The sequence below is a fragment of the Algoriphagus sp. oki45 genome (assembly GCF_036245605.1).
In the GTDB taxonomy this organism is placed as follows: domain Bacteria; phylum Bacteroidota; class Bacteroidia; order Cytophagales; family Cyclobacteriaceae; genus Algoriphagus.
Genome location: NZ_BTPC01000001.1, coordinates 1,604,606 through 1,621,260 on the forward strand (window position 1 = coordinate 1,604,606; position 16,655 = coordinate 1,621,260).

Annotated in this window: 16 protein-coding genes; 9 read left to right on the plus strand and 7 right to left on the minus strand. The window is 45.9% G+C overall.

The genetic code is table 11. The features are described 5' to 3' along the window. Positions 1–161 precede the first annotated feature (161 nt). The gene (locus tag AAA942_RS07015) at positions 162–1,817 is read right to left on the minus strand and encodes an amidase (protein WP_338219534.1); all 1,656 of its coding nucleotides are present in this window, start codon (positions 1,815–1,817) and stop codon (positions 162–164) included. 390 nt (positions 1,818–2,207) lie between these two features. On the opposite strand from AAA942_RS07015, the gene AAA942_RS07020 reads away from it, so the two are divergent. The 7 genes from AAA942_RS07020 (at position 2,208) to AAA942_RS07050 (ending at position 7,768) form a co-directional block, all read left to right on the plus strand. Next, positions 2,208–3,371 carry a hypothetical protein gene (locus tag AAA942_RS07020; protein ID WP_338219535.1) on the plus strand — a complete coding sequence of 388 codons (1,164 nt, stop codon included), beginning with the start codon at positions 2,208–2,210 and terminating at the stop codon, positions 3,369–3,371. 241 nt (positions 3,372–3,612) lie between these two features. Next, on the plus strand, positions 3,613–4,440 hold the full coding sequence (locus AAA942_RS07025) for a HipA family kinase (RefSeq protein ID WP_338219536.1): 828 nt from the start codon (positions 3,613–3,615) through the stop codon (positions 4,438–4,440). After that, entirely contained in the window at positions 4,437–5,279 is an 843-nt protein-coding gene (locus tag AAA942_RS07030) for a hypothetical protein (protein ID WP_338219537.1), read from the plus strand. Before AAA942_RS07025 ends, AAA942_RS07030 begins: the two co-directional genes overlap by 4 nt. A gap of 194 nt (positions 5,280–5,473) precedes the next feature. Further along, positions 5,474–6,217: a DUF3667 domain-containing protein gene (locus AAA942_RS07035; RefSeq protein WP_338219538.1), complete on the plus strand. Its 744-nt coding sequence runs from the start codon at positions 5,474–5,476 to the stop codon at positions 6,215–6,217. A 62-nt stretch (positions 6,218–6,279) separates the two neighbouring features. Continuing rightward, entirely contained in the window at positions 6,280–6,747 is a 468-nt protein-coding gene (locus AAA942_RS07040) for a GNAT family N-acetyltransferase (protein ID WP_338219539.1), read from the plus strand. Between the two features lie 93 nt (positions 6,748–6,840). After that, a complete protein-coding gene (locus AAA942_RS07045) occupies positions 6,841–7,365 on the plus strand; it encodes a DinB family protein (protein WP_338219540.1) in 525 nt (174 codons plus the stop codon). A gap of 103 nt (positions 7,366–7,468) precedes the next feature. Beyond that, positions 7,469–7,768 carry a DUF1905 domain-containing protein gene (locus tag AAA942_RS07050; RefSeq protein WP_338219541.1) on the plus strand — a complete coding sequence of 100 codons (300 nt, stop codon included), beginning with the start codon at positions 7,469–7,471 and terminating at the stop codon, positions 7,766–7,768. A 352-nt stretch (positions 7,769–8,120) separates the two neighbouring features. On the opposite strand, the gene AAA942_RS07055 is transcribed toward AAA942_RS07050, so the two are convergent. The 5 genes from AAA942_RS07055 to ppsA form a co-directional block, all read right to left on the minus strand. After that, the gene (locus AAA942_RS07055; protein WP_338219542.1) at positions 8,121–9,026 is read right to left on the minus strand and encodes a helix-turn-helix domain-containing protein; all 906 of its coding nucleotides are present in this window, start codon (positions 9,024–9,026) and stop codon (positions 8,121–8,123) included. A gap of 2 nt (positions 9,027–9,028) precedes the next feature. Further along, positions 9,029–9,706 (minus strand): NAD-dependent epimerase/dehydratase family protein, encoded by a 678-nt coding sequence (locus AAA942_RS07060; RefSeq protein WP_338219543.1) that lies wholly within the window; start codon positions 9,704–9,706, stop codon positions 9,029–9,031. A gap of 5 nt (positions 9,707–9,711) precedes the next feature. Further along, complete coding sequence (locus tag AAA942_RS07065; RefSeq protein WP_338219544.1) at positions 9,712–10,752, minus strand: SDR family oxidoreductase; 1,041 nt, start codon at positions 10,750–10,752, stop codon at positions 9,712–9,714. A gap of 349 nt (positions 10,753–11,101) precedes the next feature. After that, positions 11,102–11,860 carry a glucose 1-dehydrogenase gene (locus AAA942_RS07070; protein WP_338219545.1) on the minus strand — a complete coding sequence of 253 codons (759 nt, stop codon included), beginning with the start codon at positions 11,858–11,860 and terminating at the stop codon, positions 11,102–11,104. A 10-nt stretch (positions 11,861–11,870) separates the two neighbouring features. Further along, on the minus strand, positions 11,871–14,240 hold the full coding sequence (ppsA, locus tag AAA942_RS07075; protein ID WP_338219546.1) for a phosphoenolpyruvate synthase: 2,370 nt from the start codon (positions 14,238–14,240) through the stop codon (positions 11,871–11,873). Between the two features lie 170 nt (positions 14,241–14,410). Here ppsA and AAA942_RS07080 point away from each other — a divergent pair, with 170 nt between their 5' ends. Together AAA942_RS07080 and AAA942_RS07085 are read left to right on the plus strand one after the other, a co-directional pair. Continuing rightward, positions 14,411–15,664, plus strand: a complete 1,254-nt coding sequence (locus tag AAA942_RS07080) for an LVIVD repeat-containing protein (protein ID WP_338219547.1) — start codon at positions 14,411–14,413, stop codon at positions 15,662–15,664. Positions 15,665–15,671: 7 nt separating this feature from the next. Further along, complete coding sequence (locus AAA942_RS07085; protein WP_338219548.1) at positions 15,672–16,298, plus strand: hypothetical protein; 627 nt, start codon at positions 15,672–15,674, stop codon at positions 16,296–16,298. 14 nt (positions 16,299–16,312) lie between these two features. Here AAA942_RS07085 and AAA942_RS07090 read toward each other — a convergent pair whose 3' ends face one another. Then, the gene (locus tag AAA942_RS07090) at positions 16,313–16,507 is read right to left on the minus strand and encodes a DUF6728 family protein (protein WP_338219549.1); all 195 of its coding nucleotides are present in this window, start codon (positions 16,505–16,507) and stop codon (positions 16,313–16,315) included. Positions 16,508–16,655 lie beyond the last annotated feature (148 nt).

A 16,655-nucleotide genomic window follows, 5' to 3' on the forward strand; every position in this document is an offset into this window, starting at 1 on the left:
ATTTTCAAATCAATCCTCAATCAACCATTGGAAAACTTGAAAAAAAGGGCCTTTCCCCCTTTCAAGGTATCTCTAACCTACCGGGGGTTTCCTAAAAAGAATTTGAGCCGAATTCACCAGCCATTTCACCTTGTCTGTCTGTTTACCTCAGCACAAAGGCCTTACTTCGCAAACAAAGGCGGATGCTTTTCTTCAAAGTCCGTCGCCTGCTGATAGGCTCGGGCTAGGGCCAAAATACTTCCCTCGTCATACAGGTTTCCCAAAAGCGTAAAACTGGTGGGCCTGCCCTTTTTGTCAAAGCCATTGGGCACACTGAGCGCAGGATGTCCGGTCAGGTTGGTGATCAGGAGCTGTCTGCCCCGGTTGGAGGGAGCGATGATGACCTCATATTCTTTGAAAAGCGCATGAATGGCCTCGATCAGCAAGCTGCGTTGCCGGTTGGCCTGAAGGTATTCCACTGCAGGGATAAACCGGGACTGCCTTAGGGAATTGGCGCGTGAGGCTTCGTCCTGCCCGGTCAGCAAATCCACCTCACCACTTCGTACCAAGTCGTCAAAGAAAGCACCTGCCTCCGCTCGGAGGATGATGTCAAAGACCGCATAGGGAAAGTTGGCCGGCAATTCAATCGGAGTAGGCTCCACGCCCATCGTTTTCAATACTTCCAAGGTAGCTTTGAGGTTGGCCCCAGACTCTGTCGTGTCGGATTCGATGTCTTTATTCAGGTAAGCCACTTTCAGTTGAGCAGGTGATTTGCTCACCCGATTGAAGGGGGCCTCATTTGTACTCGGGTCCTGGGGATCTTTGCCATAGAGCAGGCTGAAGATCAGTTCGCAATCCTCGGCAGAGCGGGCAAGCGGGCCGATTTTGTCCATGGACCAGCTGAGGCTCATGGCGCCCTGTCGGCTGATTCGGCCGTAGGTGGGTCGAAGTCCAGTAATGCCTGATCGAGAGGCGGGTGCCGTGATGGAACCGAGGGTCTCGGTGCCAATTGCAAAGGCCACTAACCCTGCGGAGGTGGCTGCACCGGAACCGGCAGAGGAACCACTGGCACCTTGGGTAAGGTCCCATGGATTTTTGGTTTTGCCACCAAACCAGACATCCCCACGTGCCAGTTCACCTGAAACGAGTTTGCCCAGCAGCACGGCTCCCTCCTCTTCCAATCGTCTGACCACATACGCGGTGGCATCAATTACTTGGGTGGAATAGGGCGCAGCTCCCCAGGTGGTTGGATATCCAGGTACAGCCAAGAGGTCCTTTACGCCGTAGGGAATCCCATGCAGGATGCCTCGGTAATTACCCGAGGCGAGCTCCTGATCAGCCCGTTGCGCTTGTTTGATGGCGAGGTCTTCCGTCAGCGTGATGACACTTTGGAGTTGGCTGTCGTAGCGCTTGATCCGATCCAGGTAGAGCCGGGTCAGGGCCTCAGAAGTGATTTTGCGGTTTTTGATCAGCGAAGCCAGCTGTGGAATGGTGTAAAAAGCGACCTCCTGAAGATCAGCAGGCAGACTTACCTCATCAGGAATCTGGAAAGGGGGATTGTCTTTTTTCTCAGGAAATTGAAATCCCATGGGTCGTGGATCAAACTGGACTGCAGGTAGGGTCTCGAAAGGAACAGGATAGGCACGAAGGCTGTCATACCCCGATTTATTCTCTTTGAGGTAGTTGTATACCACGTCAATTCGCTCCTTGTTAAAGTCCAGACCGATCAGCTTTTGACTGTGTCGGATGTCTTTTTTGGTAAAGCCAGATTGGTTGGTTTTGCAGGAATGTAAACCAACAGCGATAGCGAGCAGCGCGAAGAAAACGAATTGTTTCACAGGTGGTGGAGTTGATCAAGAAAAGAGAAAATACCAAAAACGGGTTGGATGAGTAAGATAATGGAAAATCAAAAAATGCAGCAAGGCAATCGTGCTGACCGGAAAAATGGAAAGGCAAGAGAGTGGCTAATCTGATTAAATAGGAACCCGAAATATCTGAATTCCCCTCTGAGAGTAGTAAAGCCGATTAGGACCAGGTGGAATTTGTAATTCCTCAAACATCCTCTCCCTTTATGCCAGTATAAAAGCCATTTAGGACTAAGCGGAGTTCTCCCTAGAGCACGGCAATCCATACTTTGAAGACTTTTTGTCCTGAGTATCAATCAAAAGTCCGATATTGATAGAACCGAAATAAACATTTTGTTTTTTATCCCCACCGAACCAGCACGTATGACCCGATTTCTTTGCTCTTTTGCTTTGGTTTTCTTTCTCTTCGCCTGCCAATCCCACCAAAACGTATTGAAAGACGCCAGCACTTACTCCAACTTCCGGGGATTTATCCCCATCGATCCCATAGAATATCACGATGAGATTCTCCTGTCCCGAGATGGGGATCTCTATACCAAAGACATCAAGCTGATGAGCAGCGATGAGATTTTCCAGTTTCTTAATAATGAAACAGTTCTCGTCAGCATAGGTCAGGTCAATGCAGAAGGGGGAATTTCCTACCTCCCGGTGACAGTTTCGACGAAAAACTCGAGCTACAAAGTGACGATGGACTATATGAAATTTGCTACCCTGGCTGAGGTGAGACCGGATGGTTCCTTTATCGGATTTCGACGCGTGGGTGTGGGATTGCGGCTGATCACCTTGCTGACCGCCAATGAATCCGGGATCAATATCGGGGACCTTTCTTCCATCGGTTTGGCGGCCAAGCAGGGCTCGATCAAGGGAACCATGATGATCGAGGTGGTGGGAATCAAATCCCGGGAAGTGACCACCTTGCTCCCTCTCCCTTCGGAAATCAATCAGACCACCATCCAAAACGCCATGCAGGCCCTAGCCACGATCAAATCCAAAATCTACGATGAGGACACCGAGCTTTACCCTCAGGTGATGGCCATCAAGCCCGACAGTACTTCCCGAAGAAGGCAACCCTTGGCCGAGCTACCCGAAAATCCGAATACCCAGCCCGGGAGATTACCCAATACCGGAGATGGATCCTTGACTGGCTCTCCCAACCCTGAAACCCTCCCTCAGCCTACGGTCGATCCCAGCAGTACTTACGACAATGATATTCTGCTTCAAATCGGAGGAAGTAAGGGCACGGCAAGCAAGTACCAGACGGCAAAAAATCTGGAAAGAACCGCATTCGAGTTTTTGTTTGACCGGAAAATCGACCGGGTGATCGAGACTCTCGAAGCTGCGGAAAGGGCCTATCCCGGCTTTCACAGCGTGTACGATATCAATCGGATGCTCAAAGCCGAGCGGGAAAGTCTCCAAGATCCGGACTCACCCAAGTGGAAAGAGGTGTATTCCCGAATTTTGAAAGAATACCCTTGGAGGCTATCGGATGAGATCATTGAAAGGCTTCAGGAGGAAGTAGATGGGTGAAAGGGCTAAGGATAGAAATGGGAAAGACATCCCCTTTGGGAGTAGAACCATATTTAGGACTAGGTGGAATTTGTAATTCCACCCCCAACTGATTATTCATAACAGCTTCAATATGTTTGGCAAATTTGAGCTTGATTCGAATAGTAAGTTAAATTCTGCATTCCGATTCTTTAAAGCTGCTTAAGGTGTATTTTTAATAAGTTTTATCAAAGCAGTCTTAAGTGCAAAGAAAAGGTATTAAATGAACCGATTATTCTCAATCGAAGAAATCAGCAAACGCTTCGACACCTCTGGGAGTCGTCCTTTGCTTGTGCACGCTTCCGATTTGGAATACTATATCTGCAAGTACCCTTTTTATCCGAAAGACCCAAAATTACTGAATGAATACTTAGCCTTTCATTTTGCCCGAATTTGGGATATTCGAATTCCTGATTTGGGAATAGTTCAGGTTCAAAGAGACCACTTACCCCCTGAAATGCTAGGAATGCAATTGAGCTATCTCTCTATAGAAAATCCGCTTGTTGGTTTAAAGCAAGTAGAAGATGTCATGGAATTAATTGATTCGGCATCTGAAGGCATTTCAGACTCGATGCTTAAAAAGTATAGCAAATTGGAGTTCTTGAAAATTGCGCTATTTGACCTATGGCTATCAAATGAGGACCGCAATTGTGGAAACATGAATTTGCTGGTCAATTTCCAAGATGATGTGATTGCTCCCATCGCAATTGATCATGAGAAAATTTTCAATTCAGGTTCTCCTTTTGGCCAGATTTATGCATTAAGCTATGAAGAGACTTTGTTTTATTCCAGATTATTTCATTGCTTGTTTCGAAGCCGGAGAAAAAATAATTTGGATATATTTAATCAAATTGGTGCATCTTTGCAGCCCTATGTCTCTAGATGTCAGCAAGAATTGAAGACCATTCTTGACGGAATTCCAAGAGAATGGGGCTTTGATTCAGATGAAATTTATGAAGCTTTATCCAATGGGCTTTTTTCTCCCGAATGGATAGAGGAAGTAGCAAGAACCTACCAGGAGTATCTTTCATTTATGACCCAAAAACCATGAAAAGCTTTTATTCTATCGTCTATTCTCCAATCTCCGCTGTTTCGCAAGAGCGGATTAATTTGGGGTTGCTTATGATTGGCAGCCAAGGGGAAGGCATTTTTCGATTTTCACATGAAAAGCTCCATTCTGTGAAAAGTCTTTTTTCAGAGGAAGGGCTTAAGCTTTTAAAGTCCACATTATCCTCCTTTGAGAATAAGTTTGACCAAAGCTCAAATGATTACCTCTCCAAAACAGCGATCAGTACTGAGCTTTTGAACTATTTCTCTTATTACACCAATAACTTGATTTCATTCACAGCTCCTAAATTGATTGAAGTTGATTTGAATGAACAGGTATTTACTAATCTTTTTGAAAAGTGGGTTTATAAAGGACCAAGAGAAAACCTAAAACAAGAAATTACTTCATATATCAAAAGAGTTAAGCATAACTTAATTCCCCGGGTCAAGTCTAGAGTAAATGTTGATTATCGATTAGAGGCCGAACAATATGATTTTTTGGTGTTTAATTTCAATGTAGATATGATTGGAAAAAACGATCGTCCTGTTCTAACTCAGTTTGTTGATTTTAACGCTAGCCAACAGACCTTGAAAAACAAAATCACCGAGTTTGTTAGCATTATTAAGCCTCTTGAGATTTTTGAAAATCGAAAAGGTAAATTCTTCTTGGTTGGAGAAGAACCATCCCCTAATATGCCTCACCAACACCTTATTTGGGAGCATTTACAAGAATCAACTTGGATAAAAAATGATATTCTAGAATTAGTTCTTCCGAACGAAATAGACAAAATCGAGGACTATTTAGAGGTGCATAATGTTAGGCCATATGTAGAGAATACTTAAACCTCATCAAGTAGAGAACCATAATTAAGACTAGGTGGAATTTGCAATTCCACCTTATTTTTTAATAGAATTTGTAATTCCTCAAAAATCTTCTCCCCGACAGCCATCCCTGACCTATGATCTTTGAGGAGGATTTTTGGCTGCATCCCTTGTTTTCAAATATTTGCTTAGATTGGATTTCTTAATTCCGGGAAATGAAGTGTAAAAACTGCGGAGAATCAGTAAAAGGAAATTTTTGTACTCATTGCGGCCAAAGCACTCGTGTCGGCAAAATCAACCTTCCAAATTTTTTTCAGGAGCTATCCGCCTCCGTTTTTCAGATTGAAAGGGGATTGTTTTTTACCATCTGGGAGGTATTGATCCGACCTGGGACCACCCTGAGAAATTTCATTCAGGGCAAACGGAAAAATTATTTCAAACCCTTTGCCTTTCTATTGACCCTCTCGACTATTTATATCCTGCTTGCGGAAGTGACCGATCTGGACACCTGGTTTGATGCATTTTATACAGGCTGGATGGCTGGAGCATCCGATACCCAGCAGGATAGCAATGCCCAGAAAGTCTTAGGATGGTTTGTGATCAATTATCGATTTTCCACGCTGGCCCTTTTACCGGTTTTTTCCCTGGCCTCTTATCTTTCTTTCCGGAAGTTTGGGTACAACTACCTGGAGCATGTGGTCATCAACTGTTACATTTCCGGAATGCAGGCTTTGATCTATGCAGTTTGTACTTTAGGGGAAGCCTTGCTTAGAAATGAAGTCGTGGAAAGTGCTTCCTTTTTTATTTCAATGGGGTTCAACATTTGGGCCTTTTGGGACCTTTTCATGCAAGCCAAGCCTTTTTCGAGAGTCCTACGCACTATCCTGACCTATTTCCTCAACCTGCTATTTGGAATCCTTTTGCTTTTTGCCGCCATGGCATTGACCAAACTGGCCTAATCAGGTTTTTGACCATAAATCATAGCATCACTTCCTGAAAACCCGATAAAACCTCCACCCTTTTGAGCCCTTTATATCTGAAAATAGTAGAAGTAAAAACAAACCGGGAAATCCCCTTTGAACTGCTGGACTTGGCTGATCCCTCACGGGCGATGATCGAGGAATACCTGAAAACAGGAACCTGCTATCTGGCCAAAGTCGAGTCCCAAGTGATCGGGGCTTTGGTACTTGATCCATTGGGTTCGGATAGGATGGAAATCAAAAACATAGCCGTAGCCGAAAGCGAGCAGGGAAAAGGCTATGGAAAGGCCCTCTTGGCCCATGCTGAAAAGATAGCCCGAGAATCCGGCGTGAAAAAATTGATTATCGGCACAGGCAACTCCAGTCTAAACCAACTGGCGCTCTATCAGAAAGCAGGCTTTGAGATCGTTGGTATCGAAAAGGACTTTTTTACACAAAATTATCCTGAACCCATTTTCGAAAACGGGATTTCCTGCAAGCATAAGATTATCCTGGAGAAGACGATGTGAAAAATGCCCAAATAAAATCTTGTTACTCTCTATTCTTCCGAACTAGGATCAGGTAAAAAATTCATTGATCTTTAGCTTTACGATCAAAAGCCTATGGATATCGCTTCTTTAAAAACCCTACTTTGGAACCAGTTCGGGGCGAGTATCGATATGCTGATTCAGGCGATTGATGACAGTCCGGATGGATATTTCCAGCAAAATCCAAGGTTTTTTTACATCGCTTTCCACAGTGCAATTTTTTTGGATTACTATCTTACCATTCCACCGGAGGACTTTTCCCCACTTCTTTCTCTCACTCAAAAAAGTCCCGAAAACCGACCCAAAGAGGCAATTGATGACTGCATTCCAGACCGAATCTATTCAAAAAAAGAACTGCTCGCCTACCTTCGTCAAAGCCGTGCAAAGGCTCAAACTTTGATCGACTCGCTCACCGAAGAAAAGCTAAAGCTTCGATTTACCGAAGGTGAGGAAGAAGGGGATATGGATTACCCGCTTTTGGAAATCCTACTTTACAACCTACGCCATACCCAGCACCATACAGCTCAACTCAACCTGCTGATCCGTCAGGACATGGACTTGCATTTGAAGTGGTCCTTCCGTGTGGGAGACTTAGAATAAATAAGGATTATGATTCAGGATCAAATCTTTTAGAAGTCTATGTGTTATTTCTCATTTTTGGTACAAACCTATTTATCTTCATCCCACCCACTCACAAAACTGCATGCAAAGTAAAATCAGATACGACTTTTCGGCTCAGGTATGGATATCTCCCGGGATGGGAGGATGGGTATTTGTTTCCCTGCCAAAGGAACTGGCCCAGGAAATCCGGCAACACCTAGGGAGTCTGGAAGAAGGCTGGGGCCGGATGAAAGCTACTGCCCAAATCGGAGATGTATACTGGGATACAGCCATCTGGTTTGATAAAAAACACGACACCTACCTACTCCCCCTAAAAGCTGAAATCCGAAAGAAAGCCCGGGTAAATTTGGGAGAGACCATCAGCCTGAGTATTCTTCTTTGAGAAAGAAAAGAATTTACGAGGTACGATTTACGAAGTACAAGGTATGAGGTACGATTTACGATTTACGACATCAAAAGGAACCTCAACGCTAATTTCCCCGCTTTAAACTTCGATCTTCCCACTTCCGGCTCCAATCATCGGTCATCGGACTTCCGTCTTCGGTCTTCCCGCTTCCAGCTTCCAGCTTTTTTATTTACGAGGTACGAATTACGATTTACGACATCAACATGAACTTCAACCCTTATTTCCTCACTCTAAACTTCGATCTTCTCGCTTCCGGCTCCCTTCATCGGTCATCGGCCATCGGACTTCCGTCTTCGATCTTCGTTCTCCCGTCTCCCCTTTTCCACCTTCAACTTACCCCCTCCCCATTCCGAAACGCTACCGGAGTCAGACCGGTTTTGTTTTTGAACAGCTTGGTGAAATGCTGAGGATAGGCAAATCCTAATTGATAGGCGATTTTAGATACGGGTTCCTCCGTACCCAAAAGGTAGTTTTTGGCCTGCTCAATCAGGTGAAAATGGATGTGCTCTTGCGCATTTTTCCCGGTTTCCTTTTTCAGGAGATCACTCAGGTATTGGGGAGAAAGGTGCAATTGCTCTCCGAGGTATTTGACGCTGGGCAGACCTTGGTCCAAGTGTTTTTCTTCTTCAAAGTAGGCATTTAGCTCCCGCTCAAACCGGTCGATCAGACCTTGATTTAACTGAGTCCGAACCAGAAACTGTCGATCATAGTATCTCAGGCAATAATCCAGAAGCAGCTCCAGAGTAGAAACGATCAGCTTTTGGCTGTAACGGTCGAGGTTGAGGCTCAGTTCGGAATCGATCTTGCGGGCCAAATCAGTTAATGCCTGCTTTTCCGCCTCTGAAACGTGCAAGGACTCGTAGGTCTCGTAGTCAAAAAAACCATAGCGATGGATATTTTTTCCCAAATCCGACATGCGGATCAGGTCCGGATGAAAAAGGAGCAACCAACCCTCTGATGGCACTTCTGATACAGGGGAGGTGACGGTCACGACCTGCCCAGCTTTGAAAAAAGCCAAAGCACCTTCCCGGAAGTCAAAGGAATTCCGTCCATATCCCACCTCGCAATCAGTTCCGGGTTTTAACCAAATCTGGTAGAGATCTATGCGCACCTTGGTTCCCACCTCCACCTCTGCATGGAAGTCCTTTGCAGGCACAAAAGAAATCAGCGGATGCTTAGGAGCCGGAAGCTTCAAAAAGCGATGTGCATCGGTGACAGTCTTGAGAATCAGCATTTTTATTGATTTTGGGCTATTTCATTGATCTCGGTATTGCCCAGATGGGTTTTTGGAAAACCTTTGCCCATGACAGAAAGCATCGCTTGGCCAATGCGAATGGTGGTGGTGATGGACTTGGATTTTTTCATCAGGGGAAAAAAGGGGCGCAGGATTTTGTAGGCGGTATTGTACCAAGGGACTTTGGCCTGAACTCCCTTTTCTGGGATTATCACTCCCGGACGAAAAGCATAAGCCTCCCGAAAACCCTTTTTCAATACATAGTTCTCTGTTTTGCCTTTGACCCTGGCCCACATCATACTTCCCTTTTCGGAAGAATCAGTACCAGCACCAGAGACATAAATGAAGCAGGCCTGAGGACTTTGCTTAAAAATCAAATCCACAAAAGCCTTGACCGGATCAAAAGTCAGGGAAGTATATTTAGCTTCATCCATACCCACAGCGGATACTCCCATGCAATAAAATACCGCATCGAGCTGAGGGATTTCTGCTACTTTTTCCGAGATCTTGGTGAGATCAGAAAGCAGAATTTCTTTGATTTTTGGATGGGAAAAACCGACTGAAGATCGGCTCACCAAGATGACCTGACTCACCACAGGGCTGTCAAGACATTCCAAGAGCACGCCTTTGCCCACCATTCCGGTAGCTCCTGTGATCAATACGGTTCGGGAAGTTTTCATAAGATTCAGAGTGCATTGAAGGAATCTACCATGGTTTCTTCCAAGCTTCGGTAGGAAATACCCAGTTCCCGGATGCTTTTGGAATTGTCGGCTCTCCAGATATGTCCGATGTTGTTTTGGATAAACTTTCTGGTAATCGACTTATTGATCAAAGGCCCCACGAGCATAAGTAACCACTTGGGCAGAGCTTTTTGTGGGATGGGGTGATTTTTCCCAAAGTGGCGATAGAGAATTTGGGCCATTTCCAGCATCGAAGTATTGGACCCGTTAATGATATTCCTTCCATGGGCTTGTTTTCTCATCCCTGCTTCCAAATGGGCAACAGCCAAGTCACGAACATCCACAACCCCGATTGCCAAATTGGGAACACCCATCTTCATGGTTCCATCGGTCATCTGCCGGAGAATATGGATACTTTCCGAAGTGGAATACTTGGGATTCAGTGAGGGCCCCATGACAAAAGAAGGATTGACCACTACCAAATCCCATTGATTTTGACCTTGGACGAGATTCCAAGCCTCTTTCTCAGCGAGTGTTTTGGAATAGGAATAGGGCTGATGATTCAAGGAGGCCGTTGTGTTCCAGATTTCCTCGGTAAGGATTCCTTTGGGCGTTTTCGCCACCTCAGAAGCATCGGTATAGATCGCTGCACAGCTGCTGGTCAAGACCACCCGCTTCACACTGGACGTTTTTGATGCTTGGAGGAGGACGTTTCGGGTACCATTTACAGCAGGATCGATCAGTTCCTTCTGAGGATCGGAGTAGTTGGATGTGAAAGGTGAAGCTGTGTGATAAACCAAGGCACAATCCTGCATGGCCTCTGCGAAACTCCCCTCTTCCAGTAAGTCTGCCTTGAAAAGCTTAAGAGTTCCCGGAGAAGCTGCGGCCAAATCCGAAAGGTGCTGCGTTTTGTTCGTGTCCTTGGGATTTCTGACCGTAGCGTGCACGGTAAATCCCCGCTCTAAAAGTTCTTTGACAATCCATCCTGCTACATAACCGGTAGCTCCGGTCACCATAACCGGCTGACTCTTATCGATCCATTCCATTTGCTTTTTGTTTTTGTTGGGACAAAGCTCCTTCAAAATACAGAGAAGCATTTATACGGAAACCGGAAACGCTAATACATTTCCCAGAAAATATAGATTCCTTATCTCACTTTCCTGGATACTAGGAGAATTTGGGATACTTCCCTCTTCCAGTTCTTTTATTTACGAAGTACGATTTACGATTTACGACATCTACACAACCTCAACCCTAATTTCCCTACTTTAAACTTCCCTCTCCTCTCTTCGGTCTTCCCGGATACCTCTCCAAGCATCGGTCATCCGACATCTGACATCGGACCAATTTTTCAATATTCCAATCTTTCAATTTTTCAATCTCCTTCCAGCTCTGTCAATACGCCGTCCAGCCTCCGTCTGCTACCAAAACCTCTCCGTTGACAAAAGAGGAGTCTTCGGATGCGAGAAACAACGCAATTCGGGCTATTTCATCGGATTCCCCCATTCGAGGCATGGAACCTGCCCCACTGCTGCAAAGCGCCGCTCCTTCCTCATCGGGCTGGGCATTTTTCATGATATTGGTATTCACACCTCCTGGGGCGATCACATTGCATCGGACACCTTTTTTGGCGTAGGTAAATCCAATGTTTTTGCTCATTCCGATAAGGGCGTGCTTAGAAGTGGTGTAGGTCACCCCTGCCCTTCCTCCCATCACTCCGCCGATAGAGGCAATGTTGATTATCACCCCTTTTCTTTGCTTGAGCATTTGGTATATTGCCTCCCGAGAAGCATAAAATGGCCCATTCACATTGACTGCCAATACTTTTTGCCAAAGTTGGTCGCTTACCCGCTCCAAGGGAGTGAAATCATCCATAATGCCGGCATTGTTGACCAAGATATCCAACGAGCCGAATTCGATCACTGCGGCATGGATCAGCTTTTTCACCTGATCCTCGTCGGAGACATCACATTTCAATCCAATGGCATGCCCGCCCTGATGACGGATTGATTCGGCTACCATTTCTGCATCAGTCGAATTCATATCGGAGACAATCACTTTTGCTCCTTCCTGAGCAAAAAGTTCGGCCATGGCCTTACCCATTCCCGAAGCTGCTCCGGTAATGACGGCGATTTTATTTTCCAGCTTTTTCATATGCTTTAGGTTAAATTTTGGATTCGGCTTGAATCATATTTTCGATTCCTTTCAGCAAGGCATCGGGATTAAAGGAAATACTGTCTATGCCCTCGGAAATCAGAAATTGGGCAAAGGCCGGGTTATCACTCGGTGCCTGACCACAGAGGCCAATTTTCTTTCCGGCTGCTTTTGCCTTTTGAATTACTTCAGCAATCATCCACTTCACGGCAAGGTTGTTTTCATCAAACAACTCGCTCAAGACTTCCGAATCCCGATCGACGCCAAGGGTGAGTTGGGTGAGGTCATTGGAGCCAATGGAAAAACCGTCGAAGATTTGGGCAAACTCTTTGGCCAAGATGACATTGGAAGGAATTTCGGCCATGACGTAGATCTCCAAGCCGTTTTTCCCTTGCTCCAAACCCAACTTTTTCATCCTAGCGATGACTTTCTTCCCCTCTTCAGGAGTACGGCAAAATGGAATCATCACCTTTAGATTTTCCAAGCCCATATCTTCCCTTACCCGCTTGACCGCTTGGCACTCGAGGGCAAAGCCTTCCCGGTACCTTTCGTGATCGTATCGAGAGGCTCCCCGAAAGCCCAGCATGGGGTTTTCCTCCTCAACTTCAAATTGGCTTCCTCCCAAAAGGTGAGCGTATTCGTTGGTTTTGAAATCACTCATCCGCAAAATCACATCCTTGGGATAGAAGGCCGCGGCAATCGTCCCCACTGCCTGAGCCAACCTGTCCACGAAGTATTCCTTCTTGTCTGAATACCCATGGCAAAGGGCTTCGATTTGGGCTTTTTCTTCCTTATCCTCCAGCTGATCAAAATGCACCAAAGCCATGGGGTGCACTTGAATGCTTCCATTGACTACAAACTCCATCCGCATCAAGCCAACGCCTTGATTGGGAAAAAAGGAAAGATTGAATGCCTTCTCGGGATCGGCAAGAATAAACATAGGCTGGGTTTTCGGGAGTTGAAGTCCTCGGAAATTGTGTTCCTGGGTTTTCCATTTCAGCTTTCCTTCATAGACTTTCCCCATTTTTCCTGAGGAATTGTCCACGGTCACCACATCCCCGTCTTTTAGCTCCTCTAAAGCCCCTTCAGCCCCGACAATCGCCAATGCTCCGACTTCCCGAGCCACGATGGCGGCATGGCTGGTTCGACCACCTTTAGTGGTAATGATAGCACCGGCCTTTTTCATCACCGGGTCCCAATCGGGATTGGTAATCTCGGTGAGAAGAATATCCCCTTTTTCCAGTAAATCCGCCTCGGCAGGAGAATGGAGGATTTTGATTTTCCCTGCCGTGATTCCACTTCCAATGGCATAGCCGGTACTGCTCAATTTGCCTTTTTCTGTAAGGGAATATTCCTTCAGTACATAGGGATCCTTTTCCGCATGAACCGTTTCCGGTCGGGCTTGCACGATAAAAAGCTCTCCGGAACTCCCATCCTTTGCCCATTCGATATCCATGGGCATTTTGTAATGCTTTTCGATCTGCACTGCCCACTTGCCGAGGGTCTCTATTTCCTTATCCGAAAGCACAAAGGCTTCCTGTTTCTCTTTTGGGGTGTCCAAATTGAGAACTCCTCCCCCTTTTTGGTAGATCATGGTCTTGGTTTTGGAGCCGATTTTTTTTGAAAGGATGGATTTTTTCCCTTTTTCCAAGGAAGGCTTGAATACCAAATACTCATCGGGAATCACCGCTCCCTGCACAATATTTTCTCCCAAACCCCAGCATCCAGTGATCAAAACAGCATCGGCAAAGCCCGATTCAGGATCTATGGAAAAAGTCACCCCACTGCAGGCCAAGTCCGCTCTCACCATCAATTGCACACCCACAGAGAGTGCGATTTCGTGTTTGTCAAAACCCTTGTCGTGCCGATACTTGATCGCCCGGGCATTGTATAGCGAGGCAAAGCAAGACCGGACCGTTTCCACCAGCTTTTCCTTTCCTCGGATATTCAAAAATGACTCATGCAATCCGGCAAAACTCGCCCCGGGAAGGTCCTCGGCGGTGGCACTGCTTCGGACAGCCACCTCTATTTTCCTTCCGTTTACTTCGCAAAGTTGCTGATAGGCTTTTTCAATTTGCTGAGTCAATTCTTTGGGAAAAGATCCGGAGAGAATAAGTTTTTTGATCGAGGAGGAGATGGCATTGAGGTTGGAAAATTCCTTTAAGTCCAACTGCTTCAAGTGCTTCTGAATGGATTCTCCGATTTCGTTGTGTTGGATAAAAAACCGGAAGGCATCCGCCGTGACTGCAAAGCCATCCGGAATATTGATTTTCAGGGGAATCAGCTTTTGGAGCATCTCTCCAAGGGAAGCATTTTTGCCCCCTACTCGGCCCACATCCTCTATTCCGATTTCCCGAAAGGAAAGAATCAAGTCTGACATGGCATTTTGGGTTTAGAATCTGACCTAACTTACCGGATTCCTCCCGGAAGATTCCTGATAAAAGTCAGACCAAAAAGTGAATCTTTTGGAAAGTGTCTGTAGCGAATGCCTTTTCCTCATCGTTCCAAAGAAAAATCGGTACTTTTCCTATCCTTCCAAATCCCATGCTTATGAAACGCCAAATCAACTATTTTCTAAGCCTTTGTGCTCTGGTCCTGATCCTGGCTTCTTGTCAGGATGAAGTAACTTCGACCTATACATATCGGACCATGCTTCCAGTCTATCTCGAGATGAGCGATGTGAGGGCGAGAATCATTGCTCCCGAGCCTCCACAAGCTCTGGAAAATCCTGGCAAGATCTACATCTACGGGGATTATCTGCTGGTGAATGAGCCTACGAAAGGCATTCACATCCTGGACAACACCAATCCTGCCAACCCGATCAACCTGAACTTTATCCCAATCGAGGGCAATATCGACTTGGCTGTCAATGACGAAATGCTCTATGCAGACAACTACGCGGATTTGTTGGTTTTTGACCTGAGCAATCTGGGGAACATCCGATTGGTGAAGCGGGTGGAAGACGTGTTCCTCAGCCAATACGTTCACGAGACAGGACAAATCATCACTTTTAAGGATACGGTGATTACCACGGATGCTCCTTATTTCACAGGAAGGCCGGAATGGGGCTGGTTGGTGAGTTCGGATATGGGATTCCGGGCCAATTTTTCAGCCGCTTCGCAAAGCTATGGGACAGGTGGATCTTTGGCCCGATTCACCCTGATGAGTGGGCACTTGTACGCAGTGGATGAATATACGCTTCGGGTTTTTGACGTAGAAGATCCCAAAGACCCCCAATTCATCAAGCCCATCGATTTGGGATGGGGAATTGAGACGATTTTCCCCTTTCAGGAAAAACTCTTTATCGGCTCCAATCGAGGGATGCATATTTACGATGCCTCTACGCCCAGCTCTCCCACCCGCATGTCGGTCTTTGAGCATGTTATGGCCTGTGACCCGGTGGTAGTCAATGAAGAACATGCCTTTGTCACGCTACGAACCGGCAATACTTGCTGGAATGGAGTTAATGAACTGCAGGTGGTCGACATCACTAATCCATACAATCCCACTCTGAAAAAGGCCTACCCTATGCAAAATCCGCATGGATTGGGATTGGCTGGCGATTATCTCTATCTGGCAGAAGGTAATCACGGACTGAAAAGCTTTGACGTAAGCGATGTGATGAATATCGATCAAAACCAGCTGGAATTCCTCCGTGACATGAAATCCGTAGATCTGATTCCAGGACCAAAATCCCTGATAGTGATCGGACCGGATGGGGTCTGCCAGTTTGACTACTCCCAACCTAATCGTCTCCGAAAGCTCAGCTGTATTCAAGTCTCCAACCCTATTGTGATTAATTGATTGGACTATGAAGCTTCGGATTTTTTGTCTGATTATTTGCTTTTTCTTCTCCTGGGTCAGCAGTTTGGCTCAGGAGAAAATCTATTTTACCCAAAACGAGATCGGTTTACTCTTCGGAAAAGGAGAGGAGCAGTGGGATGGGAGTTCGGAGCGCCGTGTAGATTTCACACTTCAAACTTTTCACGGAGCCTGGATAGGAAAAAAGCAGGTCATCGGCTTTTCTGCTGGGTTGGATCAGTATGATGACATTTCCTTGATTCCTTTGGCAATGGGCTGGAGAGGTTTTCTGGGGAAAAGCGGACGACCTCAATTTTTTGGAGGATTGGATTTGGGAGCGAGTACGGCACTTTTGGAGAAAAAAGTAAGAACCGAGTGGCAGGAAAGCTGGTACGAAGGGGGAGCGATGGTCAGCCCTTCTTTAGGTGTCCGATTTCCTTCTAAGCAGGGGCAATCCTCCCTGAGCTTTACCTTGGCATACAAGCGGCAAGAGCTGACCTATTTCGAAGGCGCACTGAATGGAGGAGGAATCATTTTTCCTAATAACATCGGCGATATTCCAGATGGATTCAATTCAATCTTTCGAAGGGAAACCATCTTTCACAGCTTAGTATTCCGGGCTGGATTGATGTTTTGATAAAATAGAGTTATTTACAAAAACCGCTTGATCGTCCAGACAATCAGGGCAAAAAGGAAGATCAAAATGGAAATTTTGTTGATGCCATGCATCATTCTTAGGTTGAAGTTGGAGGGCTTGTTGGGGTCTGGCTTTTGAAATACCCGCACGAAGTAGTTACCTACCTCTCCCAACTTGAAAAACTCCTGCACTTTATTTTTCTCGGCCATGATAGTTAATTTCTTTATTTACGATTTACGAATTTCGATTTATGAGGCTTTCAGGAACTTCAATCTCTGATCTAGGTAGCAAACTTTACCACTTTACAACCTTCCAACTTCCTAACTCCCCGACTCCCCAACTTCGGTCTCCTGTCTT

Coding starts and splice junctions, on each gene's coding strand:
- AAA942_RS07020 (WP_338219535.1), top strand. CDS start 2,208: ATGACCCGATTTCTTTGCTCTTTTGCTTTGGTTTTCTTTCTCTTCGCC.
- AAA942_RS07025 (WP_338219536.1), top strand. CDS start 3,613: ATGAACCGATTATTCTCAATCGAAGAAATCAGCAAACGCTTCGACACC.
- AAA942_RS07030 (WP_338219537.1), top strand. CDS start 4,437: ATGAAAAGCTTTTATTCTATCGTCTATTCTCCAATCTCCGCTGTTTCG.
- AAA942_RS07035 (WP_338219538.1), top strand. CDS start 5,474: ATGAAGTGTAAAAACTGCGGAGAATCAGTAAAAGGAAATTTTTGTACT.
- AAA942_RS07045 (WP_338219540.1), top strand. CDS start 6,841: ATGGATATCGCTTCTTTAAAAACCCTACTTTGGAACCAGTTCGGGGCG.
- AAA942_RS07050 (WP_338219541.1), top strand. CDS start 7,469: ATGCAAAGTAAAATCAGATACGACTTTTCGGCTCAGGTATGGATATCT.
- AAA942_RS07055 (WP_338219542.1), bottom strand. CDS start 9,026: ATGCTGATTCTCAAGACTGTCACCGATGCACATCGCTTTTTGAAGCTT.
- AAA942_RS07060 (WP_338219543.1), bottom strand. CDS start 9,706: ATGAAAACTTCCCGAACCGTATTGATCACAGGAGCTACCGGAATGGTG.
- AAA942_RS07065 (WP_338219544.1), bottom strand. CDS start 10,752: ATGGAATGGATCGATAAGAGTCAGCCGGTTATGGTGACCGGAGCTACC.
- AAA942_RS07070 (WP_338219545.1), bottom strand. CDS start 11,860: ATGAAAAAGCTGGAAAATAAAATCGCCGTCATTACCGGAGCAGCTTCG.
- ppsA (WP_338219546.1), bottom strand. CDS start 14,240: ATGTCAGACTTGATTCTTTCCTTTCGGGAAATCGGAATAGAGGATGTG.
- AAA942_RS07080 (WP_338219547.1), top strand. CDS start 14,411: ATGAAACGCCAAATCAACTATTTTCTAAGCCTTTGTGCTCTGGTCCTG.
- AAA942_RS07085 (WP_338219548.1), top strand. CDS start 15,672: ATGAAGCTTCGGATTTTTTGTCTGATTATTTGCTTTTTCTTCTCCTGG.
- AAA942_RS07090 (WP_338219549.1), bottom strand. CDS start 16,507: ATGGCCGAGAAAAATAAAGTGCAGGAGTTTTTCAAGTTGGGAGAGGTA.